Genomic DNA, 24,410 nt, shown 5'->3' with positions numbered 1-24,410 from the left:
ACCGGAACCCCGCGCCCACTTTGTATACACACTATTTCTACTCGTAGCGTAGGACCTCGAGTGGGCGCACTCGTACTGCGCCCCAGGCCACGATGGCCGAGGTGAGCATAGCCAGTGCCGCCGAACCCAGGATCAGGGCCAGCGCCATTGGCACGCTTACGCCGAAGGTCGCGCCAAAGGCCAGGGCACCCAGCACACTGATCGCGCCCGTGACGAGTAGCATGGCCAGTAGCGCGCCCGTGCCACCTACCACGCCATTCTCAATCATGACCTCGCTGAGAATCGAACTGCTGGTATAGCCCACCGACTTGAGGATGCCCAGCTCGCGCCTGCGTTCCAGCATGGCCAGCGCCACCGCGTTAGCGATGATAATAACGCCCGCCACTAGCGAGAGAGAGGCGATAGTCGTCAACGTGAGCAGGATATCGTTCAGCAATTGATCGACAAAATCACTGATATTCGCCAGGTTGAGCACGAAGGCGTTAGGAACTGTCTTGCCCATGGCATCTACAGCGCTATTGAGCTTGTTGGCATCGATCTTCATGTAGAAAACCGACTGCTCGACGCCTCCCGGCGAGAGCGCCTTGACGCTGCTGCGCGTTCCCAGTAGTGGATAGAGACTCCCACCCAGGCTACTCTGCTGGTAGACGCCCACGACCGTAACGGTTTTGATGCTGACACGATCCTGGCCCGCCAGGGTAATCTTGTCACCAACCTTCAAGTGGAAGGGATCCAGGTTGGCCAACTCGCTGGCAATCAGGATATTGTCCGTTCCCTCATCGCTGGCGTTCAGGTTGCGCCCCTGGATAATCTGCAGGTCCTTGGTACTAGGAAACTGATTGTTTCCCACATCGTAGCCCTCGACTCCGCTCAGAAAGTAGAGTGCGCCACCTCTGCCCAGCGAACCCGGGCCCGACTTGGCCTTATCGCCTTCGCTAGGCAGGATCTCCTGAAGGGGCTTGTTATTGATCGCCACCGGCACGGTTGAAGCCAGAGTACGACGTTGGTAGCTGGAGAGCCCATTCAAGCTTGAGAGCTTATCCTGCAACTTCTGCGTATCATTGCCACTGGTGATCGAGACCACGTTATAGTTCAGCGTCTTGGAGATGACATCATTGACCTGGTCACGCAGGTCCTGGCCCAGGATCAAGATCAGGCCAATGGTAAAGATGCCTACAAAGAGCGCCAGCATGGTAGTCGTTGTGCGCGCACGCTGCCGTCCAATGTTGCGCAGCGCCATTTTGACATTTGCTTTCCATGTACGCGGCAACACCACAACCAGCAAGCCCAGCAGCGAGATGACCAGGAAGATCAGGCCAAACGTCTGCAAGTAAGGGAAGTTCAGGTAGTTGGGCAAGACCCAGTACAGGAAGAGCGCAAAGGCCACTCCCAGGACGATCAAAGAGAGGTAGCCAACGGAGAAGCGCTCTGGCACAGGCAGTCGGCTAATAAGCCAGACAATCAGCCCAAAGAAGACGCTCAGCAGGGCCAGAAAGATGAAGGTGCCATAGACCACGCCTATGCCCAGTCGGATATCATTGTTCAGGATGACAATCGAGAGGGCGCAGAAAAGCACCGAGAGCACTAGCAGCAGGAAGACGGTCAGGACCAGGCTCCCCGCGCCTTTCCCCTCGGGCAGGTCACGAATGACGTTGAGCGGGCGAATATTCGCTGCCTGGACGATAGGCAAGAGGCCAAAGATGAGCGAGGTCGCAACACCTATGATTACGCCGCCCACAATCGTTGTGTAGTCCAGTATAAAGGGAATATTCAAAAGGAAGGTGTTCTGTACAATGTTGCGCACCAGGTAGCTCACGCCAACCGAGGCCGCAGCGCCAAGTACACCACCAACCAGGCCCAGCAGCGCTGCCTCCAGCCCGAAGAGCAGGTAGAGATCAAAGCGCCGGTAGCCTGTCGTTTTGAGCATGGCGATCTCGGTCTTGCGCCGTGAAAGCAAGACCTGCATGGTATTGACGATACCCACGCCACCAATCAACAGGGCCAACAGACCCGCGATCTCCAGGAACTTGCGGATGTTGTCGATTGTCGCCTGCTGATTTTTGACGGCGTCGTCGACGGTGCGCACATTCGCGATGGGGAAATTGTCGCGCAGCTTTTTGGCCGCGTCGTTCATATGCGCCTTGTCGACAGTACTCACATCGACGGTGTCATAGGTCTGCGCGACCTTCGCGTTAGGATCTTTATAATCGGCCAGGGAGATCAGCGCCACGCTGCCCGCCTGGGAGAGCACGCCACTGTTATCCACAATGCCTGCGATCTTAGTCTTAATCACTCGCACCTGGCGGTCGGACGAAGTTACACGCACATCGAGTTCATCGCCCACTTTTTTGTGATACTGATCGACAAAGGCCTGGGTAACAATGATCTGCTTATTCTGCAACAGGTCGACAACGGTCGCGTTCTTCGGGTCTTTCACGCTCAGCGGCGTCCCCAGGGGATAGACCTTGGGATCAACGACGCGGACCGAGAAGGACTGCCGCAGGGAGATCGAGCCGCTGCCTGAGGAAGCCTGCGAATTCACAACCGGGGTATAGTTGCTAATGACCTTATCTTTTTTAAGCGTATCAAAGAACTTCAGGTCATCCCCATTAAAGGGCTGGTTATTGGAGGTGACGGCAATATCGCCGCCGTTGGCATCGCGCACGTTACTGGTAAAGGCATTATTGATCATAAGCCCCACCAGCTGCAGGGCTACAATCGCCATGACGCCGACCGCTACGCAGAAGAGGGCCAGGACCGTACGCTGCCCACCTCGCACCAGCGAGCGCGAGGTGTAGTTAAAGTACATCGAGGCCTTCATTGCACAATTCTCCCACCGGTGCTATCAATTTCAGCGATCAGCCCATCGACGATACGTATGGTTCGTCCGGCATGCGAGGCCACATTCTGATCATGCGTGGCGATAATAAAAGTCTTACCAGTCTGGTCACGCAGCGTCGCGATCAACTCCAACACCTTCTCACCGTTACGCGCGTCCAGGTTACCCGTTGGCTCGTCGGCGATCACAATGGGAGGATCAGCCGCCAACGAGCGCGCGATGGCGACACGCTGCTGCTCACCACCCGAGAGCTGACTGGGGCGATGGCCCAGGCGATGCGAGAGACCTACCAGGTCCAACAATTCCTTGGCGCGCGCCGAGGGCGAACCCTTGTGCTTGCCTACATAGAGCGGCACCTCGACGTTCTCCTGCGCCGTCAGGGTTGGGATCAGGTTATATGCCTGGAAGACCATGCCGATCTTCTGATTGCGTACCACCGCCAGCTTGCCCTCGGTCATACGCGCGATATCGACACCGTCAATCAATACATTGCCTGTCGTTGGATTATCCAGACCAGCGATAATTCCCAGGAGCGTGCTCTTACCGGAACCAGAGGGTCCCACGATGGAGACAAACTCCCCACGCTGAATTTGAAAACTAATCCCTTTTAGAATCTCAATTCGCTCACGCCCAAGCGGTAAACTTTTCGTGATATCGCGGACATCCATGACAATTTCATGGCTACTGGCTTGCGCACCAGAAACACCCTGCACAGTAGTCTCCATAAAAAGCAGCAGCTCCTTTAAAACTTGGTAGTCAATAATAGCCAAAAACGATATATCGTAAGTTACTACGAAGAGATCTCTACTATTGTTACACTTCTTACACAGTTTTTTTCAGATAGTTTATTAGCCACATTCTCCGGTGGCTCCTTTTAGAAGACGGCTTTTACCCCTGAATTCAGGTAGAGATTTCTCCCTACTTCTAAGCATAGTACTCTCAGGTAGCTCCTAGTCTGCATACTCCTATCTCTCCAGGCCCATGCCAGGTGCGCTTGCTCCACCTGGCCGCCTGGACTGGTATTGGTTTCCCTCAGACTTTCTTTGAGTTTTTTTTGCTATAATAGGTTGATATCGGGCACAAAGAGATGTTCATGTTCGTCGCTGGCGCCATATTTTCCCCTGGGAGGGGGAAGACCCTGCAATTTTTATGATATTTGCCGAGTATAGATTGAGATAATCCAGGGCCGAGTATAGATTTAGGCATCCGGGCACAAAGGCACAACAACAGGATAGGCAATAGCAATCAACTATGCTATACTTCACTGGTATCAGAGAGGCGCGTCTGCGTTCCTAATCATAAAGAACGCTTTTATTTGCGCTCGGTGGAAGATGGGCAGTTAATTGCACAGACTTCAACGTATCACCACACATTGAGTGAGAGGAAACAGTACATATGCGCCGAGGAACACTCACACTCCTCTTTTTAATCATCCTATTAGCCGCGGGCGCAGCCTACACGGTCTTCTGGCCAAACGCAGCGAGCCAGAAGGGTGGAAAGCCCTTATACGGTATTAACAATCCCTTCACCTTTCATCAGGGCCTCGACCTGCAAGGTGGCGTACGCGTGCTGCTGAACCCCAAGCCAGGTCAGAACCCCACTGATGATGAGATGGCGACCGCGCGCAACCTGATCGAGCAGCGTGTGAACAAGGGCCTGGGCGTAAATGAGCCCGTAGTGCGCACCCAGACCACGCTCGACGGTCAGAAAAGCATTGTAGTCGAGCTGCCTGGCTACAATAGCGGCAACCAGCAGGCAGATGTTGAATCGCTGCTGCGCACAGGCCAGCTTGAGATCTGGAACACCGGGACCACACCCTTGCAGAACGGTGCGACCTTAAACCCCAGCGATTTCGCAGCCGACAACAATGGCAGCATCAAACCGCTCTTCACTGGTAATGACCTCGACCCCAATTCTCTGGGCGTCCAACAAAATTCGCAGACCAGCCAGTATGTCATCGCCTTTGGTATGCGTGGCGATGCGGTCGGTCGCCTGAGCACCTATACCTCCCAGAACGTCGGCAAGTATATGACGATTACGCTGGATAAAAAGGTCATCTCGTCCGCCGTCATTAATAGCCAATTGCCTGGTAACGGTGTCATCGAGGGCAACTTCACAGTTGACGATGCCAATCAGCTCGTACAGTTGCTAAAGATTGGTGCTCTGCCCATTTCCTTCGACATTGCCAGTGAGTCAACTGTTGGCGCAACCCTCGGTCAGGACTCAATCACGAAGAGCTTGATCGCCGGTGCCATTGGCCTGGGTATCGTTATGCTCTTCATGCTCCTGTACTACCGCCTCCCCGGCTTTCTCGCTGATGTGGCCCTGATCCTCTACTCACTGTTGACCCTGGCCGTCTTTAAGATGATCGGTGTGACGATGTCACTGGCAGGTATCGCGGGCTTTGTCCTCTCAATTGGTATGGCCGTAGACGCGAACGTGCTCATCTTTGAACGCGTGAAGGAAGAGTTGCGCGAGGGGCGCCTCCTCGCCTCCGCCATCGACATTGGTTGGAAACGCGCCTGGCCTTCCATTCGCGACTCAAACATCTCGACCATGATCACCTGCGCCGTGCTCTACATCTTCGGTACAAACTTCGGCGCGACGATCATCGTTGGTTTCGCAACTACCCTGTTCCTGGGCGTCGTGATTAGTATGTTCACCGCCATCACCGTCACCCGCACCTTCCTGAACCTGCTGGTGCCGACTGGTGTCGTCAACCATCCCGCGCTGTTTGGGCTTCCGGGGAATGCCACCCCCAAAGCGGCCCTTGCACGCCGTAACGGCACAGTCTAGAGGAGGATGCCGTGTTTAACCTGATTAAATATCGCTTTATATTCCTGGCCGCCTCGCTGCTGGTCATCGTTCCCGGCGTCATTGCCCTGTTCATATGGGGCCTGAATGTCGGCATCGACTTCAGCGGCGGTAGTAGCGTCGACCTCTTGCCCAATAAGAGCTTTCAGACGACCGCCCAGGTCAAGGACATTCTTCAGCCGCTTAACCTGAAGGATGTGCAGGTCAACTTCACGCAGAACCCGAAAATTCGCGCCGACCGCGCGGCCTGGATTCGCCTGACTCCGCAGATCGATAACACGGTCCTGAATACCATTAAGAGCAATGTGCAGAAACAGTTTCCAGGTGAGCAGCTGAATTTCCGCCAGGACAACTATGGCACTGGTAGCTCTGCTTTCAGCATGGTCTCGATCTCTGGCTTCTCCAAAGTGCCCGATAGCGCCAAGCTGAGCCAGGCCACGACTGGCCTGCCGAAAATCAATGACAAAGCGGTGACAGCCAATAAGCCCGTGATTGGTGACAACAACCAGACACAGGCCATCTCACTGCTGACCAGCAACAAGTTCCAGACCAATAATGGTGACATCGAGAAAGTTCAGCAAGCTTTCTACAACAAAGGCATCTATGTCCAGTTGATCGATAGCTCGACGGTTGGTGGCTCGGTCGCTGATCAAACTAAGCTCTACTCAATCTTCGCGGTCGCGGCCTCGTCGCTGGCAATCCTGCTCTACCTGTGGTTCTCGTTCCGCAAGGTGAGCCGCCCATGGCGCTATGGCGCCTGTGCGATTATCGCCATGCTGCACGACGTCCTGGTGGTGGTTGGCATCTTCTCGATCCTGGGTCACTTCTTCAATATCCAGATCGATGCCCTCTTCATCACGGCACTGCTGACCGTCGTCGGTTTCTCGGTGCATGATACCATCGTGGTGTTTGACCGTATTCGCGAGAATATGATCCGCCGCACAACTGAGACCTTTGAGCAGGTAGTGAACGCCAGCCTGGTACAGACCCTGGCTCGTTCACTCAATACCTCGCTCACCGTGCTCTTTACCCTGCTGGCGCTCACGCTCTTCGGTAGCAACACCAGCATTCATACCTTTACTCTAACGCTGCTGATCGGTATCGCTAGCGGTACCTACTCCTCGATCTTCAACGCCAGCATGCTGCTGGTCATCTGGGAGCACGGCGAACTGGGTTTTGGCATCTTCGGCGGCAAGCGCAAAGAACAGGTCGCGCTTGCTGGTCGTCGCGAGTCACGCGAGCTTGCTCGCTCCCGCGGGTAAGAAAGATTATAACGACAAAAGAAGAGGGGCAGGGCAACCTGCCCCTCTTCTTTTGTCGTTATTCTAGGAGGATAACGACTATGCTTACAGGAATTGACCATATCATTATCGGCGTCAATGACCTTGAGAAGGCTACACAAACCTTTGAGCAGAACCTGGGGCTGCTTGCCAGTGGCGGTGGACGCCATCCCTTTGGGGGCACGGCCAACCGCATTATCGTTATTGGAGATACCTACCTGGAGCTGATTTCGGTTGAGGAGGCGGCAGAGGCACAACAGAGCATGCTCGACCGGCTGGCGAAGGGCGAGGGATACCTCAATTTTGTTCTTGGCTCAGACGATATCGAGGCCGATAGCCAGGCCATGAGGGCGCGGGGCGTCTCCGTAAATGGCCCCAATGCTGGCGCACTCAATAGTGCCGAGGGTCGCAGCCGAGGCTGGCAGCGTACAGACGTTGAGCGCCCAGATCTCACCCAGCACTATCCCTTCCTCATCCAGCATGACAGTACCGGTGAGGAACGCCGCTTTCGCCTGGCTGGCTGGCAGGAGCCTCCAACTCATCCGTTGGGAGTGCTAAAAGTCCTGAGCACGACGCTTGTTGTGGAGAATCTTGAAGAGGCCACCCACCGCTTTCAACACATTTATGGGCTAGAACCCTCCATCCAATTCGGTGGGGAGCATGAGGGATGGGACGCGCTGCTGGTCTCTTTCCCCCTGGTAGGAGGAAACAGCGCATCGGGGCAAAGCTTTGAGTTGGCGATGCCGTTACCAACAAATATCGATCCATCAAACCGGCAGGGTCACCTCCCTGAAGTAGGTTCGCTCGCTGCTTACCTACAACGATATGGCGAGAGCCTCTGCCGCATCACCCTGGCGGTGGCAGACCTTCCCGCCGCCATGCACTATCTCGATGCGCACGGCGTGATTTATACAATGCAAGAGCAGCCTCACCCACTCGTCTGGATTCATCCAACTCAGACTTGCGGCGCGGCTATTGTGCTCACAACACGGGCTGAGGCATGAGGCAAGCATGCAATAAAATGGTACTCAGCACGACTAACGCTCTTGCGCATACACTTTTAAGCGTAGCTTACGCTTAAATACCTTCTCGAAGAGGTCGGCCTTGGCATAGGCATGGGTAATTTCTTCATCAAGGTCGGCCAGGGGGCGTACACGGAGATCAATCGTCCAGATATCTTTTGTACACCCCTCTTCGTCAGCCACCAGGCCCAGTACACGCCCATCATGACTGTGATCTAACGCATCCGCTACGCGCAGGAGCGCCGCGAGCGTCGAGACGAGTTTGCGTGCTGATGGCTTAAGGGTAGCGAACTCTTCGTGTTCTTTGCTGGGCAACGCGCGGCGATGGTAACGTGCGATACAGGCGATTTCGTGCCGCTCGCTCTCGCTAAAGCCCGGCAACTGAGTCGCCTTGATCAATCGATAAGAGTGCTTGTGGTGCTGACGCTCCTCGACCATCATGCCCGCGTTATGCAGGAAGGCTGCCCGCTCCAGCAAGAGCCATGCATGCTCATCCAGCTTGTGTAGAGGACGCGTCGCTTCAAATAAGGCGCGCGAGAGCCTCACCACGTAGCGTGCATGAGGCCAATCCTCGACCAGCAAGCCTCCGCTCTGCAATAATTCTTCTTCGGTCGGATGTGCCTGCTGCCACCAGCGCAAATCTTCGATTGAACTAGAAGTCATGCCGTTACTCCTTTTGTCTCGCTGCACCATGTTATCCCCCACAACCATAACACAGCCTTGCCGTCACAGCTTGTTACGCTCCTACTCTATACAGATCAGGCCGGATACCAGTAACTCTTCTGAAACCTACCCATGTATAGCATACAGTAATTCGTGGCGAAAATCTCGCTCTTGTAGCTGTTGCCAATGCTCGCGAAAGGCCATATAAGATTGTTCACGTTGTTTTTCATAGGCCCGCAAGAGCACCTCAAGTCCCAGGCGCTCCTCCGCTGAAGGTGCGACCTTCGGTTCGGTCATATGTGCCACCAGGGCCGGTTCTACCACGATTTTTCCCTGTGACTTCTGTCTAGCAAGCGTCGGCGCCTGCGTTAACGCGGCCTGATAAGGATTCCCACCACCCACACTTCCCAGACATAAACGCAGCAATGCAACCATGACATCATTGTCGTGTAACGCCCCTAGCTCCTCCTGTATCTGCTCCACATCTTTGACCAGCACTGCACATGTAGGCGGCAAGGTGTCGGCAAACAGTTCCAGTGTATAGCGCAGACGTTTGGCCGCGATGCGCATATCGTGCAGTTCGCGCGAACGATAAGCCTCACCCACATACTTTTCCCATTGATACAGTTCGTCCAGGCGCGTCTCGATGATCTTACGCGCGTTCTCGCCTGTCGTGGTCTGCGGCTGCAAACCATGAATAGCTCTCGCTTTAGCCACGGCGCTTTCCCTCCTTCGGCAGACAGGCATCGATCAGGCGCAAAAGTTTCTGCTCATCTAATTTTTTTAGGTAGCGCGCCAGCACAAGCTGGTGCTCGTCGCGATAGACACGTAGACGCGCAATAAACCAGTTCAGGCCCTCTTTCTCTTCCGCCTCTGCCTCCTCCTCACGCTGCTGCAAGTTCTGGATCATGACATCGGTATCGCGGGCCTGGCCGAGTATATCCGCAAGTTCTCTGGTCCAGCTATAGACCTTTTTAAAGGCTTTCGGCTCGCAGATATCCTCGTAGGCGTCCAGCACTGCACGCAGGCGCCTTGATGCCACGCGCATCTTATGCACGGCCTCTACATCCTCATTCTTCAATACTTCCGTGCGCCACTCGCCCATCTTGCGAGTCCCCTCACTCAAGAGCCGCCTGCCCGTCTCAGCGAAGGTCTCCGTGACCATCTCCGCCCCTGTGCTGGTCGACTTCTTGCTGCCCGCGCTCTCCCCATGCGACTCCAACGTCGCCAGCCAATCATCGCCATGCCGCGCATAGGCCAGGAGAACTCCCTCGCGGATGCCATGCGTGCTTATGCGAGCTTCGCATAACTGCAAGCGTGTCATCACGGTCTGAATGATCGTCGCTCCCGCGGGTAAGACTGCCGCGCGCTTCTCATCTATGCCATAGCGCCGGGCGACTTCTCCTGCTGTTAACGAACTGAGCAATCCATCACAACGCACAACATCCATAAAGGAGAGGCGCTGCACCTCGTCCCCAAGCTCTAAGGCGGCGCGGGCCATCTTTAAGAGGGCCTTCGCGCTACCACCTGTGATGATGAGCGCCTCGGGCCTGCTTTTGAGGCGTGTTCCATCCATGTATGTCTTGAGGAACACCTGCGCAAGATCGCGCTCGTCCTCAGTTGGTGGATCCGAAGGCATATAGCGATCATGCAGCCAGCCAGAACCAACGGGAACAGAAGTCAGCCATTTTACTTTCCCGCGCTGCGCGTTAATCAGCTCGGTGCTTCCACCACCCAGGTCCATAACGACAAGGGGATCGGGCGCCCCTTGTTGGCGATAATACTCGTAGCTTGCGCCATAGAAGGTCAACATCGCCTCCACCTCACCGCCGATTACCTGCGTCTTGACGCCAACCGCTCGCTCTATAGCGTTCAGGAATTGCTGGCTATTGCGTGCTTTGCGCGTCGCCTCGGTCGCGACCACGAAGATAGACTCTACCTGGTGCTCAACCGCCAGAGCTTTATAGCGTTGGAGAATACCAATGACCTCCTCGCGCTTCTGCGGCGAGATCTCTCCGTGCGCATTGACATCCTTTCCCAGGCGCACCATCTCTTCCTCATCCACCAGGATGTCCAGAGAATCGCCCTGGCACCTCGCGATCAGTAGTTGGAGTGTATTACTCCCGATATCGATGGCCGCTCGCGCGGGGGCAGTCCTTGTCTCCTGCATCTCAACCTCCTTCTGTTTGCTGCACCTCTCTGCACTGACACGCCTTGAACATCTCTGCCGTTACAGCACCTATCTCTCGACGTAACCGCAAAGGGCGCACTCCTCCTCACCCTGGCCCCCACTTCTTCTCATGCAGGAAGGAGAACTCAGGCATACCAAGCAACCAGTTGGAACAATCTCTGTTATTATAGCACGAAAGCTGAGGCCACTGGATGGGATACTGAACCAGCCAACCAGGTGGGAAAGGCCCCCAAAGGGGGGTAGCGATCAACTGAACTGCTTTTTAAGGCGAAGCCCTGAAAAATGGCTGGGAAAACTCTTGACAGGCGAACCTCAATCCTGTATTATAAATCTCGTTCCGAGTAAACGGATCACTTCCGCCGAAGTGGTGAAATTGGTAGACACGCAACGTTCAGGGCGTTGTGCCTTAATTGGCATGGGGGTTCGAGTCCCCCCTTCGGCACCCATACCATGGAGACGAATGCGGCACATAGTTTCTTAAACTATGTGCCGCATCTGCGTTTTGGCTTTTCGCGCCTGCGGCGCTCAAGGGTAAGATGTGTGTGCCTGGTTGATGGGCTTTGCCCATCAACCAGGCACACACATCTTACCCTTGGATTTTTCTAGGCGAGGATAGACTGAAGATTTGTCGCCCTCCTTGTAGAAGCTGGAGAGCTTTTGCCAAACTTTTAAATTGCCTTATCAGGGCTTTCCAATTCTAATAAACCAAACATTGACCAGTGAGAACAAGGTCAAGGGCTTGATCAACATGGGCATTGAAATAGCGCATCTGGCGAGCAACATTGCCAACCCCAATGCGATCCATGAGACTCAACACGGCGCTATTGAGCTGAGCCAGTACACTGGGAGCCGATCCTGTTCGCGTCTGGCACCCATCTTCCCCCAAGGTCACATCACGGCGATGATGGAGTCGGTTTTCAATGGCCCAATGCTCTCTAACGAGCTGGAGTATGCGCTGGGGAGAGGCCTCGCTCATCGAAAGACTACTAAGTCCATAGACCACTTCGTGACGAAGCCGCCCTGTTTTGAGGATACGGGTTGTTCGTTCGAGCCGAAAGACCTGCTCAATGCCTTCCCAATCTTTCCCAAACCAGTCGTTGAGATCAGGGCTACAGACAATGTGGCGATGTTCCAATCGCCCATGTCCTTTGTCCCAGGTCTCTGCTTCTTTCCAGCGCCGTCGATCTGGGGAGCAATCCTCAAAGAGGTCGGCAATGTCTTCTCGCAAGGTGGGTTGATTGTCTTTAGCAATCAGCAGATACGCTCCTGCCAGGCGATGCACGTGCGCACAGAGCTCCCGTTGCGTATGCATGGCATCGAGGGTGACAATCCGTCCACTGACCCATGAGGGAGCAAATAAGGATTTGAGGGCGCTGATCTCATTTTCCTTGTCTTTGACATTGCAATGCCAAAGCACAGTGCCCGTTGCCACTTCATAACAACTGAGTTGATGAACCGGATGAGGTTCTTTGCTGGTAGCTCGTAATGCCTTGCCATCAACGGCGACATGGTCATGCTCCGCCTGCACCGCTGGAGTGAGGAGGCGACTGGGCTCCTCTCCACATCGCGATTGGGCCTCCCATCGGATGAAGAAGGCAGTAAGCAGCTCGTCAAGCTGCTTGCTGTCCACTCGTGCTAATACATTGCAATAGGTCATCTGGCAAGGCATCTGCTGACGGCGGAGTCCAAAGCGCAGGGCGAATGGTTCGCAGCGATGACGAACCCACTCGGTTGCTGCGCTCAAGCTCGTTTGCCCTGCCAGCTTGGCAAGCACGAGCAGGGAGAGCACCAAAGCCAGCTCATATCGTTTTCCTTGTTTACGCCTCCGATCAGGCAGGGCTTGCAAGGTTTGGTAAAGCGAGAGAACCGGAAGCTTCTCTTGGTCATCTTCGACTCGTGTTGAAAGCGTGAATGTGCTATAGTCCATGCAGAGTTTTCCTTGGTAGGTGGTTTGGTTTTGTATTCTACCGGAAAAACTCTTCTTTTTTTACCTCCTTTTTTGAGAATTGGAAAGCCCTGATTGCCTTATGCAAGGGCTTGACAGGGGAGGGCCTGATCCTGTATTATAGATCTCGTTCCAAGTGAACAGATCACTTCCGCCGAAGTGGTGAAATTGGTAGACACGCAACGTTCAGGGCGTTGTGCCTTAACTGGCATGGGGGTTCGAGTCCCCCCTTCGGCACTGACTACAAAGGCCTCATACGAGGCCTTCTTTTTTTGCCACTTTTCCCCCTGCTTCATCTCAGTGCCATGTTTTTGTCGTAACTAATCCCATTGTAGGCGCACGGAGAGTGTTACAATGTGTAAATCTGTTCTATGGCTACTATATTGATATTAATCAAGCTTGTATACGCCGCCCTTTCGCTTCTCTAGCTTTTTGCCCCTTTGTTAAGAAATGAACAGGATTTCATACTACTTTTTGCTCCTCCCTTGCACAAGCCCCAAGGTACGCTATCTTGCTTGCTTCATTACAAATACATGAAAAATGGCTTGTATGGCTATATAAGCCATAATTGACACGTTATATCCATAAATGTACAATGTCGCCTGAATAGATATAGTATTGCTCATGCAACCAATCAGGGACACATCTCTGTGCAATGTAGAAGAGGAGGATCACGCATGCCATCCATCTGCCCCCACTGCTTTGTAGCCAACTTTGAGCAGGCCACGACCTGTCTCCAATGTGGGGCACAAATGCCCACCCGGCGTAAAGGGACGGGGTCCTTTACCAAGCTCGCGCGTTTTACCGAGATACCACAGACACCACTCCCCTCCATGCTTTCAAAGTCCGAGGACGAGGAGGATGCTCTTGCGCTACCAGTCTCCGATCCCATGCTCACCGTTTCTAATATACCGGGAATCGTGGCCAGAAAGACCGTCACGCCCCTGCCACAGCCTGATCCCCAACCCAGGCCGATGCCTCATAAGCAGGTGCAGAAGCTTCAGCTTCGTCCCGTGCTCGCCGGGCATGGCAGCATTATTACCCATCACTCGTGGTTCCTGACCAGTCAGACTGGACATCACATGGAGGCAGGCAGGGTCTATACGCTGCTGGAGGAAGAGGCCAGGCATCGCGATCTCGATGACATCCAGGTGGCCTGCATGCATGGGCAGTCAGGACAGCCAGCGTATATTCAGCTTCAACGCCAGGACGCCTCGGTCTTCCTCTCTCTTACCTCGCTGGCGGAACATCTCTATATCTCGCGCACAACCACGTTGCGTTTACCGGTGAGCCTATTCCGTTGCCTGGCCTTTGCCGCGCTGACTCTTTTTGTTATTATCGCGCCTTTTTGCGCCCCCTCTTTCGTAACTCTCTTCGCTCAATCTTCCTGGCTAAGCGCCCTCGTAAGCCCTTCACCTTCCAATAGTTTTCTCTCCAACTGGTTACTCACTGGACTCTTTGACCTGCTAAGCTTACTCATCTATATTCCGGCCTTATGTCTCTTTCTTGTGTGCCTCTTGCGCTCCTTGCTGGCCTGGAGACGGCAGAGGGATCCGCTCGCGCTCCTACGCTCCAGACATATCCAGCTCTCACAGCGTGATAACGCCGCGCTCCTTGAACACCTGGCCAACGATATTGTACGCAGTACAGCCAGGCATCTCGGCATAGACGCCAACGATTCGCTCCTGGTAACCGCCTCACACCAGGCAAGCCAGCGCCTCCACCTGGTCTAAAATCTAAAATCTAAAATCTAAAATAGGCCAGCGACTCCTGCTGAAAGAGTCTCGCTTGCGGACCAGGTGTATCCCTGGTCCGCAAGCGAGACGTGTTTCTATGTAGCAGGTAGAGTCTCGGTGTGTGCGCTCAGGCCTGGAAAAAGTTGGCTTTGAGCTGTTTTTATTGCTTTTTCTATGGCATACTATTCTTAGAGCAGCGTAGTGCGTTCCTGCCTCGTTCCCCAGGAGGAGCAAAACCATGGATCCTGAAACTGCCGTCTATGTCCTCTATATTGCCGAATTATGGATCGATGACGGCAAGCAGAAAGCCGAGATTCTCTATGCCTATGGACTCAATCAGCGCCATGCCCTCGACAATTTTCAGCAGTGGCTCTCACCCGCAGGCTGGCTCTTCGCCCACCTCGACAATATTAAGCCTCACCCCGAAGGCTATCGCATCAATGATGATCTCCTCCTGGAAGGTGTGATCACTCACGATAGTTACCGGATTTTTCAAGACCAGCTTGCCCCTATTGTCTGATATATGAATGAGTGTTGAGGTAGGCTTCGGGCATCAGCCCGAAGTTTACCTCAACACTCATTCATATCCCATTTCGCGTAAGCCCATGCGTATGTTATAATACAGATACTACAAATAAATACCCCACTTCCATGTTCATGGCAGCCGCGTTCTTTCTCCTGCTTGCTTGCTAGAGTAACGTGCTCGCGATGGAGCATTCTTTTGTGCCCTCGTGCAGATGCTGTCGCCGGCCAGGCCGGCCCATTCTCTTCTACGACATGGGAGGTTTCTCTTGAACCTGGTCTCCTTCTCCATCAAGACCAAGGGGCCGCGCAACTTCGCGCGCCGCCTCTGGACCGTCTTCTCCCGCTTTGGCTTCAGTGAGACACGCAATCGCCGCTCGCTGGAAACGCTCATTCATGAGCTTAAACCCTATCAGGCTGCGCCAACCTTCTTTATTCCCGCCGTGGTCTTACAGCGCCATCCACGCCTGCTAGCAGACATCGAACAGGCAGGGGCCGAGATCGGCATCCACGGCTATGTCCACAACGATTATCGCCAATTGAGCAAGGATGCACAGTATACGCAGACCAGTCGCGCTATCGCAACCTTTCAGCAGATAAAAATGCCGTTTCAGGGCTTTCGCAATCCCTATCTGGGTTGGAGCGAGGAATCGGTTCAGGTCTTCACAGACCTGGGCTTCGCCTATGAGAGCAATGAAGCCGTGCTACATGATGTTGTTGACCAGGCCTCGCTCACCCCAACAATTCTCGATGGCTATCAGAAATCACTGGCGCTCTATCGCGCCCTGCCCTGCACCGCCTATGCCCTGCGCCCCCATTTTGAGGATACGCTTCTGCGCATCCCGACCAGCATTCCCGACGATGAGATGCTCTTTGATCGCTTACGCATTACCTCGGGCAAGGAGGTGGGCAAACTCTGGAGCCTGGTGATGCAGCGTGTGTATGAGCTTGAGGGCGCGTATGTGCTCAACCTGCATCCCGAGCGGGGAGTACTCTGTCGCCAGGCCCTCGCCATCCTATTGCGGACCGCAACTAGCCAGCCTCGCCCCGTCTGGATTACACGCCTGGACGAGATCGCCCGCTGGTGGAAGGAGCGCGCTCGCTTCACCTTCACACTCCAGCAGACTGCGCCTGATACCTGGCATGTCGTGGCCGATTGCACCGAACGCGCCACTATTCTCGCGCGCCATGTCCAGCTCGTCGAGCAGCCCACAACCACCTGGAACGAGCACGAGGTCAGCGTGGAGGCACGCACCTTTACGCTTGAAGCCTCGCAGTGTCCAGCTATTGGCGTTTCGCCTGAGACACCCGAGGCGGTCCTGGCCTTCCTACATGAGCAAGGCTACGCCGCTCTGCGCGCCTCTGAGGAGGAGCGCGCCTCCTACGCGCACTACCTACATCTACCCACTGGCCTGGGCACCTCGCGCTCAGCCCAATTCGAGACGCGCAGCGAGATTATACGGCAGATCGAGGACCTGACCATGCCACTGCTCCGCTTCGCCTGCTGGCCCTCGGGACACCAGGCGGCGCTCTCCATCAGCGGCGACATCGATTCTGTGACCATCCAGGATTTCTTCCTGCGCATCCTCGAAGTGGGTAATGTATAAAATAGATGTGGTTCGTTGGAGCTGGCGAATGCCAGCTCCAACGAACCACATCTATTTTATATGACTCTACTAAGGTTGGCTTATTGCTACTTCTACTTCTTTAGTAGCCCCCTTGGGAGAACTCTTCCCACTCAGGGTACGCAGGAGCTGGCGGTAGCGTTGGGCCATCGCGTCCCAGCGATAGGGGGTGTAGTCCTCCAGCGCGTTCGTGACCAGCCGCTCGCGTAGCTCTGGTTGTTGATACAGGTCGATCATGGCCTGGGCGAAGCTCTCAACGCGCTCGGGGTCGCATAGGATCAGGGACTCACTCCCAAACATCGAGCGGATGGCCTTTGTGTCTGAGGCAAGCATGGGGCGCTGCATCCAGGCATACTCATAAGCCTTGGTGGGGAGCACAAGTTCAGAGAAGCCATTGCAGCGATAGGGGATGATGCCAACATCTCCCTGAAGCAGGAAGTCGACCAGTTCCTCCATAGCGCAGGGATCCGTAAATACGACATGCTCCTGCACCCCCAACTCCTGCGCAAGCTGTTTGAGGTATACCAGGTGCTCGCCCCGCCCCTTGATGTCCAGGCGCAACTGTGGAACTGTCTGCCGGGCCTGGGCCAGCGCCCGGATAGAGATATCCATGCCATTGCGCTCGGCCAACGTCCCGTGATACATGATGATGAAGGGAGTTGTCTCCTCCTGCCCGGTCCGCTCAGCGACGGTATAGGGGGGAGTGCATCGCCGCTCCTCGGGAAAGAGCTTGGGATCGGCACTATTCAGGATGATGGTGATCTTCTCTTTAGGCACGCCTCGCTGGAGCAGAAGCTCTTCAAAGGGCCAGCCGACGGTGACAACGCTGTGCGCAAAGGCACAGGAGATACGCTCCTGCCAGCAGGCCAGGCGAAAGATCAACGCACCTTTGCGCCCACTGGCCTTGGCGACCATCAGTTCGGGAGCCGTATCCTGAACATGCAGGATCACTTTCGCGCCTAATAAGCGCGGGATAAGGGCCGAGAAGACGAGAAAATCAGGGATATTATGCACATGGATGACATCATAGCGACGCCTGAGATGCCTCAAGGTCAGGACCCAGCCCGCTATGAGCATAAACCAGGCCCAGCTTAAGAGCGTCAGCGGCAGCGATTGCCCAAAGCCCCGGTTCATGGGCAGGCGGAAGATACGCACCCCGTTGTAGACCTCAGATTTCTGCTCGCTCTCTTGCCGTAGGCAGATGACATCTACTTCATCGCCCCCATCCACGGCGGCCTCAGAGATGCGGCGTACCAGGGGATCAAATGGATACCAGTCAAAGGTGACCGCGCCGACACGGACCGCGCTCATACCTGTCCTCCCTCTTCACTATGACCGAGCGCCACGGAACTCCTGCTGGTCCGCACCCACTCAGCGCTATGCTGCTTGCTCCGCCGTACCACCAGGTACACCCACAATTTCCAGAGCATAAAACGGGGCGCGTGCCAGAGTGCCTGATAGGTTTCTCGCGTTGGCCGCATAAAGTACAGCCCGGTTCCCAGGTAACAGGCCAGCCCAAGCAGTAGGACGCAGGCCAGTCCCAGAGTGAGCCAGGAGTACAGGACGCAACTCAGCAGGAATAACAGGACACTTCCTCCCACCATCAGGGAGAGCGGGGGCGTCAGGAACTCAAAGGCCGTCTCCAGGCGTACCCAGTCGCGCTCACGCGCGGCGAGTTGGAGCAAGCGGAGCGCAGTCTTCCAGCCTGGTTGCTCGGGGGCGCCACTCTCCCAGCGAATATCCTGTGTGCGCATCTGCTCAAAGGAGGTCGGCATATGTGAGCGTACAACCGCCTCGGGAACATAGCGCACCCGCTCACCATGCTCTACTAACTGAAGGTAATACTGGTAATCCTCCGTCACAGAGAAGGATTGCCAGGGATGGCGTTGCAGTAACGTGCGGCGCAGGCACATACCATTCCCAGTCAGGGTCGCGCTGCTTCCCAGGGCATTGCGCCCCAGTTGCCGCACGTGATTGACCAGTGTCAGGGCCAGCCAGCGTAACACGGTGCTGGGCGAATCGGAGCCATTTAAGACGGTGTTATGCATCTGGAGCGCCACGGTCCCTGCTGCTAGTTCGCGGTCAAGCGCCGCCAGAAAGTCTGGCTCAACAATAGAGTCCGCATCCAGAATAACGTAGGCATCCGCCCACTCCGCGTCGTCCGCTTCAGTTTCGATACGCCCGAGCAGCCAGTGGAGCGCATAGCCTTTGCCACGCTTCTCTGTGTCAAAACGCTCGTAGACGCGCACGTTCTCGCTGGAACGCGCGATCTCCGCCGTGCGATCATGGCAGTTGTCCGCGACGATATAGATTCGGTAGTGCTCACGCGCATAGGTCAGGCCCTGTAAGCTTTTCAGCAAGCCGGGGAGCGTCACTTCTTCATCATGCGCAGGTACTAATAAAGAAAAGCGGCTTGCGCCAGCCTGCTCCGTCACATTCACCTCCTGGTCTGCCTGGCGACGCCTGGCCTCCAGCAACGCCGCCAGGCAGACCAGGCACAGGTAGGTGATCGGCAGCAAGAAGAGGATCTCTCCTCCTGCGAGCAGCCAGCGCAACCAAACAATAAGCAACATAGACATACCCACTCTCTCTGCAAAAACACATCTCGACAATAGCGCGGTATACAGAACCGATCGACGCTGCTAAAGCACGCGTCATGCCATCACATCTTCTTTTGCCAGTGCGCTCACCGCCCGGGTCAGCAGTTCGCCACAGTATCCCCAGCCATAGCGTTGCTCGACCAGTGCTCTGCCCGCACTCCCCAGGCGCGCCCGCTTCTCCGCATCATGTAAGAGCCAGACCACCGCCTCTACAAAGGCGTCAGGTTCCTCGGCGACCAGGAGGTGTGTATTTGCCTCAAGCTCCAGTCCTTCGCAACCAATACTCGTCGAGACCACCGCCTTCTGCATCGCCAGGGCTTCCAGGATCTTCAGGCGCGTGCCACTGCCTACACTCAGCGGAACAATCGCGACCTCGGACTCCGCGAGATAGGGCCGGACGTCTGGCACAGAGCCGGTCACGACCACGCCGGGCAGCGCCCCCAGGCGTTCTACCTCTGGTGGTGGATTGCGCCCTACAACCTGCCAGGTCGCGCCTGGTATCTGCCGGTGAATATGCGGCCAGTAGTCGCGCGCAAAGGCCAGCACAGCCGCGCTATTAGGATAGTAATCCATGGTTCCCGTGAAGATAATTCGGCCCGCCTGTTCCTGCCGAGCAGAGTCTACTTGAAAGCGCTCCAGGTCTACGCCGTTAGGAACGACAGCTATCTGCTGGCCGGGGAGCTTCGTTTGCAACCACTCCTGCTCACGCCCACTCGTTGTCAGCACCAGGTCGGCCTGCTGACAACGTTCAAGCTCGCCACGCTTGAGAACCCTGTACTCCAACCAGTTATAGATTTTGCGCACAGGTTCCTTCTCATTCTGGTAGGTACGCCACAGGAGCTCTTGCTCGATATTATGTTGATCGAGCACTACCTTGACCCCGGGCGGCAAGCGATAGCCCGCCACAAAGAGTCCCTCATACAGGACGGCCTCAAAGGGCTCTTGCGCATAGAGTGCATCGATAGCGTCCTGCACCTCGGGGAGAATACAGGCCTCCAGCCAGTAGGATTTTCCCCGTAGGAGGGCCTCTATCTGCTGCCGACGCTTCGCGCCCCCTGACTGAAATGGCAACACGGTCACACGCCCGTTCAGTTCTTGCGCCAGGGGAAGCTGAGTGCTGGCCTGGACCTCTTCCGGGCTTGCCAGGGCCAGGAGACGTACCTCGTGGTGTTTGGCCAACGCATGCAGCAAATAATAGCTACGCGCGCTGGCTCCCCACAGGGGTGCGGGCAGGTACGAGCTTATGATCAGGATCTTCACGCTTCTCTTGCTCCTCTTTTGCTTCGATTTCGGGCAACTTCAGCAACATTCCCATCATCAGGCCCAGGAAGATCACGTTCCTAAAGAAGTAGAGCTGATAATCGCTAAAGGCCACGGCCACTTCCATAAAGATGGCTCCCACCAGGATCATGCCTATCATCTGGAGATAGCGATCCTTCAGTTGCTTCACAATAATGCAGCCACGGATGATGAGCGAGCCAAACAGGAACCAGAGCGCGAAGTACCCAATATAGCCCATACGCATCCAGATCCAGTAGATGGTGTTATGGGGGATATACTCGTAGGGATTACCGCCCGCGGTGGGGTCATCGGTGGCGAGTTGTGCCAGAGGCAGGGGCTGGAGAAATTTCTTGCCAAAGCCCATCCCTAGTGGATTCTCTTTGACGGTATAGAGCAAATCGAAATCCTCGACATCACGATAGGCGTTTGAACTGGCGTCCGCGCCCTCGGGATGAAACACCGAATAGACGGCGCGCGCTGGCTCACCAATCACACCTCCGCTATGTGCGAAGCCAAAGACATAGCCTATACCCAACACGCCACAGGTACAGAGAATGATCAACAGGCGTTTGCGACGCTGTGGATTCATCACGATGGTGAGTACCCATACAATACCAACGCCGATAATTAAGGCTACGTAGTCGGTGCGCCGCTGGTTGGCCTCCAGAGAATAGAGCAGGGTGGGGAGCGTCAAGAAGATCACCCACATCTGGGCTTTATCTCGATACTGCAAGAAAAAGGCGATCAGCACCAGTAACACCATGACAAAGAAAAAGGAGACCTCATGTCCCAGAATATCGTGCTGCGCCTTCATATCACCATGCAGCGGCCCCAGCACGACATAGACGCCCTGCAGGGACTTGAGCGCGGAACAGAGAATAAGGAACCAGAGAAAATTGCGGATCTGTCTCTTCTCCGTGAGCAGATTATAGGCCAGCACATAGCACATGAAGAGATACCAGAAGGGGCGGATCTCGATGACGATGATTTTGATAATACCGCCGCTCGTCAAGCCATGGACCAGCGCCCAGCCCACACAGAGCAGAAAAAAGGCCAGTGGCCCCTTCATCGCGCCCCCTCTGAGCAAAGGCTGTTGGCGCGTCAGCCAGCGCTTGATGACGATCACCGCAAGTATGTAGAGCATGAAGAAGCCAATGGGGCGCTCTATCAATCCTGCCAGCGCAGGCGGCCAGGCGTAGATAGGCAATGAGTCCGTCAGAATTGGGGTCGAGAGCGAAAATTGTTCAAACACGACCGCGCAACAGGCGATCATATAGAAGCCAAGAATTGGCCTTCGCGCGACCACCACCAGAACGCCAATCACCAGCATGAGGCCCAGCATGAGGCTGAAGCTGCTCAAGACCCCTATCAGGATCAACACTGGGGCCAGAATCAGCACCCCAATACTCACGCGTATAAAGAGGCGGCGCTCGCTCCGTGCTCGTTCCTGCTGGGACGAGGCAACGGTCTCCACGCCCAGGCCGCCGCTGGTTACCGTTGATTTCGACTTGAGCCGTATATCCATGCGCGCCTCAACTCACTTGCTCATTTGGTCAGGGCCATATACAGTAACAGAACAGCAATACCCACGCCCAGGATCCATTTTGTGCGCGTGGTATGTTGTTGTGCCAGCAGGCCAATCAAAAAGAAGAAGCCCAGGAGTCCAAGTATCTCTTTCATAGAGTCCTCCTACATGAGCTGGCGGATCCAGTTCGGGACATGACTCTGCTCCTGGTTCATAATGATTCCCTGCAAGGAGACATCTTTCAATTGCTCGCAGGTCTCAGCAATCATACGGTCAGTAGTCACACCTGAGCGTACGACCATAAACAGGGTATCGGCCAGGGAGGCGGCTAGCGCACCATAGCCCGTACTTACCACAGGTGGCAGATCAAGAATAAAGTATTGCTCACCCAGGGCAGAGAAGAGCGATTTCAGATCGTCCTTGCGCATCTGCTGCAAGAGGCGAACGGCATCCTGGCTCCCGCGACCTGCTGGGATCACTGTCAGGTTTTGCGTGATATGGCGCCGCATCTCGTGCTCATCACATTCGCCACGCAACCACTCGGCCAGTCCTGGCGTCGGTGCGCACTCAAACACCTCGTGCAAGCTGGGATGCTCCCAGTTACACTCCACCAGCGTCACGGGAACATGAATATCTTGCGCCAGGGCCAGGGCCGTCATGCTGGCAAGGTATGACTTACCTTCACCTGGAATCGAACTGGTAAAACCAATACTGCTCACCGTAGTATCACGACGAAAGAAAAGCGAGAGGCACAACTGGCGACAACGCTCCTTCAACATATGCAGGTTCGCGATCTCGCGACGTTGCTCCGCCAACTCGCGCTTGCTCAAATTACGTTGCGCGGGCGCTTTGGCCGGTCGGGCGCTCAGTTGTTTCGGGGTCACATGCTTCTCTTCAGTACGCGCCTCTTCCTTCCTGGCGTCAACGACCATGAGCTTCTCTGTTTTTAAGTGGTCGACGTCTTCCAAAAATTTCTGCTCTCTCTCAGGCTTGTTGGCGCTTCCCTGTTCGACGTTCTGCATCTCCATTTTTTCCATATGCTCCCGCGTTTCTTTTTCTCTGCTCGCTTGTTCTTCTTAACTAACTCCAAATGTATTCATAGATGATGTTGCTGTACCTGGGCAGCCTGCGGCTGCCCAGGTACAGCAACATCATCTTCTTTACTCTATGCTCAGGATGTTGGTGCTTTCTTTGATGTATGGAGCCTGCATCAGGATGGGCAGTGAGGTCACGAGTTGAATCTGTGAGGCTGTATAGACCGCACGATCCCGGCGGACTGCAATCACGAGATACAATACAATCGCGGCTACTGCGCACCCAAGGCCTACGCCCGCGCAGAGCAAGATGGATTTCATGCGTGCAACGGGTTTAGCATCGGAAGTAGAATCGATGACTTTAAAGAGATCGTTTGCCCCCTGGCCCAGGCTCGCGAGCTGCTGGCGCAAATTGTCTATTGATGTTTGGATGTTCTGAAAAGAGGTCTGCGCCTGCTGTGTGTTAGCGTGTAAACGCGCGTAATTTGGATCGTAGGGGGCATCTGTACGCAAGGCATCTGGGTGACCCTTGAGATACCCTGCCTCTGCCACAACCGCATCATTGTACCCTTGCTTCGCCTTGGTCAACTCTTTTTGGTATGAGTCCAGCAAACGCTGCCCATCGTAGAGAGAGAGATTCGTGCTCTGACCAGAATATTCGGTAATCACGTTCTGGACGATCCGCTGCGCAATCTGGGGATTTCCGTTGGCATAGCTGATTGAGAGCAGGTTGTAGCCATCGGGTGTGACGACTATTTTGCTGGATACCTCACTCACCACAGCATCCTCAACATCACCAGGCCGCAACAAGTTATTGACCTTATAGGCCAGTGAGCTACTCAATTCTTGATCTAAACCCGTATTACGGGCCACGTTGAGCGCAAACTGGCGTGTATGGAGCAACTCCAGCAAGGCATTCGTTTGTGTCTGCGACGGAGTCGCATCCAGGTTACTCTCAGGACCAGTTGAACCGACTACTGTATAGCGATGCAAGGCCCAGATAGTCGCCGATGAGGAGTACGAACGCGGCAAGAGATACGCGATACCAACCCCTATCAGTGGCAAGAGAATAAGCAATATGCATAGAGACCAGATTCTGCGAAAGATGGCTTCCAAAGTACGCCGCATGAGAGTTCGCTCCTCCTGAATTTAAACACTACCACGTAGCTTACCTTTCGCATGCGCATATTCGGTGCTTTTTGGTGTGAAGAGCAGGTTATCAAATCCCTTTCTCGGTTCTATTCACGTGCTCAAATAACCAATTTTCCCGCCTGCTACCAGGTTGTATCTCCGCTCACTACGCAACCGCGCGCCCTGGCTTCGTATGCTCTCC

19 protein-coding genes and 2 tRNA genes are annotated in these 24,410 nt (G+C 55.0%); 8 read left to right on the top strand and 13 right to left on the bottom strand.

Going from position 1 to position 24,410, the window contains the following annotated elements; translation table 11 throughout:
- Nucleotides 1-37 precede the first annotated feature (37 nt).
- Together KTE_RS18220 and KTE_RS18215 are read right to left on the bottom strand one after the other, a co-directional pair.
- The gene (locus KTE_RS18220) at nt 38-2,821 is read right to left on the bottom strand and encodes an ABC transporter permease (RefSeq protein ID WP_201383282.1); all 2,784 of its coding nucleotides are present in this window, start codon (nt 2,819-2,821) and stop codon (nt 38-40) included.
- Nucleotides 2,818-3,564: an ABC transporter ATP-binding protein gene (locus tag KTE_RS18215; protein ID WP_201383280.1), complete on the bottom strand. Its 747-nt coding sequence runs from the start codon at nt 3,562-3,564 to the stop codon at nt 2,818-2,820. Before KTE_RS18215 ends, KTE_RS18220 begins: the two co-directional genes overlap by 4 nt.
- 670 nt (nt 3,565-4,234) lie before the next feature.
- Between KTE_RS18215 and secD the strand changes: the two genes are divergently transcribed.
- The 3 genes from secD to KTE_RS18200 all read left to right on the top strand — a co-directional run bounded on the left by secD (nt 4,235) and on the right by KTE_RS18200 (nt 7,937).
- Nucleotides 4,235-5,635 (top strand): protein translocase subunit SecD, encoded by a 1,401-nt coding sequence (gene secD, locus KTE_RS18210; protein WP_201383278.1) that lies wholly within the window; start codon nt 4,235-4,237, stop codon nt 5,633-5,635.
- Between the two features lie 11 nt (nt 5,636-5,646).
- A complete protein-coding gene (gene secF / locus KTE_RS18205) occupies nt 5,647-6,915 on the top strand; it encodes a protein translocase subunit SecF (protein WP_201383276.1) in 1,269 nt (422 codons plus the stop codon).
- An 80-nt stretch (nt 6,916-6,995) separates the two neighbouring features.
- Nucleotides 6,996-7,937, top strand: a complete 942-nt coding sequence (locus KTE_RS18200) for a VOC family protein (RefSeq protein WP_201383274.1) — start codon at nt 6,996-6,998, stop codon at nt 7,935-7,937.
- 33 nt (nt 7,938-7,970) lie between these two features.
- On the opposite strand, the gene KTE_RS18195 is transcribed toward KTE_RS18200, so the two are convergent.
- From KTE_RS18195 to KTE_RS18185, 3 genes are all read right to left on the bottom strand, one after another.
- Nucleotides 7,971-8,618, bottom strand: coding sequence for a hypothetical protein (locus tag KTE_RS18195; RefSeq protein ID WP_201383272.1), 648 nt, complete (start codon nt 8,616-8,618; stop codon nt 7,971-7,973).
- Between the two features lie 126 nt (nt 8,619-8,744).
- Nucleotides 8,745-9,335, bottom strand: a complete 591-nt coding sequence (locus tag KTE_RS48895) for a CHAD domain-containing protein (protein ID WP_201383270.1) — start codon at nt 9,333-9,335, stop codon at nt 8,745-8,747.
- A complete protein-coding gene (locus KTE_RS18185; RefSeq protein WP_201383268.1) occupies nt 9,328-10,788 on the bottom strand; it encodes a CHAD domain-containing protein in 1,461 nt (486 codons plus the stop codon). The genes KTE_RS48895 and KTE_RS18185 overlap by 8 nt, the downstream gene beginning before the upstream one ends.
- A gap of 379 nt (nt 10,789-11,167) precedes the next feature.
- Between KTE_RS18185 and KTE_RS18180 the strand changes: the two genes are divergently transcribed.
- Nucleotides 11,168-11,251 (top strand) — tRNA-Leu (locus tag KTE_RS18180).
- 255 nt (nt 11,252-11,506) lie between these two features.
- On the opposite strand, the gene KTE_RS18175 is transcribed toward KTE_RS18180, so the two are convergent.
- Nucleotides 11,507-12,736: an ISAs1 family transposase gene (locus KTE_RS18175; protein ID WP_201383266.1), complete on the bottom strand. Its 1,230-nt coding sequence runs from the start codon at nt 12,734-12,736 to the stop codon at nt 11,507-11,509.
- Nucleotides 12,737-12,907: 171 nt separating this feature from the next.
- Here KTE_RS18175 and KTE_RS18170 point away from each other — a divergent pair.
- From KTE_RS18170 to KTE_RS18155, 4 genes are all read left to right on the top strand, one after another.
- Nucleotides 12,908-12,991: transfer RNA gene (locus tag KTE_RS18170), tRNA-Leu, on the top strand.
- Nucleotides 12,992-13,431: 440 nt separating this feature from the next.
- On the top strand, nt 13,432-14,487 hold the full coding sequence (locus tag KTE_RS18165; protein WP_201383264.1) for a zinc finger Ran-binding domain-containing protein: 1,056 nt from the start codon (nt 13,432-13,434) through the stop codon (nt 14,485-14,487).
- A gap of 241 nt (nt 14,488-14,728) precedes the next feature.
- On the top strand, nt 14,729-15,010 hold the full coding sequence (locus KTE_RS18160; RefSeq protein WP_201383263.1) for a hypothetical protein: 282 nt from the start codon (nt 14,729-14,731) through the stop codon (nt 15,008-15,010).
- 271 nt (nt 15,011-15,281) lie between these two features.
- Complete coding sequence (locus KTE_RS18155) at nt 15,282-16,619, top strand: polysaccharide deacetylase family protein (protein WP_201383261.1); 1,338 nt, start codon at nt 15,282-15,284, stop codon at nt 16,617-16,619.
- Between the two features lie 69 nt (nt 16,620-16,688).
- Here KTE_RS18155 and KTE_RS18150 read toward each other — a convergent pair whose 3' ends face one another.
- The 7 genes from KTE_RS18150 to KTE_RS18125 form a co-directional block, all read right to left on the bottom strand.
- On the bottom strand, nt 16,689-17,948 hold the full coding sequence (locus tag KTE_RS18150) for a glycosyltransferase family 4 protein (protein ID WP_201383259.1): 1,260 nt from the start codon (nt 17,946-17,948) through the stop codon (nt 16,689-16,691).
- A complete protein-coding gene (locus KTE_RS18145; protein WP_201383257.1) occupies nt 17,945-19,210 on the bottom strand; it encodes a glycosyltransferase family 2 protein in 1,266 nt (421 codons plus the stop codon). The genes KTE_RS18150 and KTE_RS18145 overlap by 4 nt, the downstream gene beginning before the upstream one ends.
- 81 nt (nt 19,211-19,291) lie before the next feature.
- A complete protein-coding gene (locus KTE_RS18140; RefSeq protein ID WP_201383255.1) occupies nt 19,292-20,497 on the bottom strand; it encodes a glycosyltransferase in 1,206 nt (401 codons plus the stop codon).
- Nucleotides 20,436-22,043, bottom strand: a complete 1,608-nt coding sequence (locus KTE_RS18135; protein ID WP_201383253.1) for an O-antigen ligase family protein — start codon at nt 22,041-22,043, stop codon at nt 20,436-20,438. The genes KTE_RS18140 and KTE_RS18135 overlap by 62 nt, the downstream gene beginning before the upstream one ends.
- A 20-nt stretch (nt 22,044-22,063) precedes the next feature.
- A complete protein-coding gene (locus KTE_RS48890; RefSeq protein ID WP_255552905.1) occupies nt 22,064-22,198 on the bottom strand; it encodes a hypothetical protein in 135 nt (44 codons plus the stop codon).
- Between the two features lie 9 nt (nt 22,199-22,207).
- A complete protein-coding gene (locus tag KTE_RS18130; protein ID WP_201383251.1) occupies nt 22,208-23,065 on the bottom strand; it encodes a CpsD/CapB family tyrosine-protein kinase in 858 nt (285 codons plus the stop codon).
- A 138-nt stretch (nt 23,066-23,203) separates the two neighbouring features.
- Nucleotides 23,204-24,205, bottom strand: a complete 1,002-nt coding sequence (locus tag KTE_RS18125; RefSeq protein WP_201383249.1) for a hypothetical protein — start codon at nt 24,203-24,205, stop codon at nt 23,204-23,206.
- Between the last annotated feature and the right edge of the window lie 205 nt (nt 24,206-24,410).

Origin of the sequence: Ktedonobacter sp. SOSP1-85 (genome assembly GCF_016587415.1) — a bacterium.
Classification (GTDB): domain Bacteria; phylum Chloroflexota; class Ktedonobacteria; order Ktedonobacterales; family Ktedonobacteraceae; genus Ktedonobacter.
The sequence above is the reverse complement of the archived record's forward strand: the minus strand, read 5'-3'. Positions and strand labels throughout refer to the sequence as shown.

Coding starts and splice junctions, on each gene's coding strand:
- KTE_RS18220 (WP_201383282.1), bottom strand. CDS start 2,821: ATGAAGGCCTCGATGTACTTTAACTACACCTCGCGCTCGCTGGTGCGA.
- KTE_RS18215 (WP_201383280.1), bottom strand. CDS start 3,564: ATGGAGACTACTGTGCAGGGTGTTTCTGGTGCGCAAGCCAGTAGCCAT.
- secD (WP_201383278.1), top strand. CDS start 4,235: ATGCGCCGAGGAACACTCACACTCCTCTTTTTAATCATCCTATTAGCC.
- KTE_RS18200 (WP_201383274.1), top strand. CDS start 6,996: ATGCTTACAGGAATTGACCATATCATTATCGGCGTCAATGACCTTGAG.
- KTE_RS18195 (WP_201383272.1), bottom strand. CDS start 8,618: ATGACTTCTAGTTCAATCGAAGATTTGCGCTGGTGGCAGCAGGCACAT.
- KTE_RS18185 (WP_201383268.1), bottom strand. CDS start 10,788: ATGCAGGAGACAAGGACTGCCCCCGCGCGAGCGGCCATCGATATCGGG.
- KTE_RS18175 (WP_201383266.1), bottom strand. CDS start 12,736: ATGGACTATAGCACATTCACGCTTTCAACACGAGTCGAAGATGACCAA.
- KTE_RS18165 (WP_201383264.1), top strand. CDS start 13,432: ATGCCATCCATCTGCCCCCACTGCTTTGTAGCCAACTTTGAGCAGGCC.
- KTE_RS18160 (WP_201383263.1), top strand. CDS start 14,729: ATGGATCCTGAAACTGCCGTCTATGTCCTCTATATTGCCGAATTATGG.
- KTE_RS18150 (WP_201383259.1), bottom strand. CDS start 17,948: ATGAGCGCGGTCCGTGTCGGCGCGGTCACCTTTGACTGGTATCCATTT.
- KTE_RS18145 (WP_201383257.1), bottom strand. CDS start 19,210: ATGTTGCTTATTGTTTGGTTGCGCTGGCTGCTCGCAGGAGGAGAGATC.
- KTE_RS18135 (WP_201383253.1), bottom strand. CDS start 22,043: ATGGATATACGGCTCAAGTCGAAATCAACGGTAACCAGCGGCGGCCTG.
- KTE_RS48890 (WP_255552905.1), bottom strand. CDS start 22,198: ATGAAAGAGATACTTGGACTCCTGGGCTTCTTCTTTTTGATTGGCCTG.
- KTE_RS18130 (WP_201383251.1), bottom strand. CDS start 23,065: ATGCAGAACGTCGAACAGGGAAGCGCCAACAAGCCTGAGAGAGAGCAG.
- KTE_RS18125 (WP_201383249.1), bottom strand. CDS start 24,205: ATGCGGCGTACTTTGGAAGCCATCTTTCGCAGAATCTGGTCTCTATGC.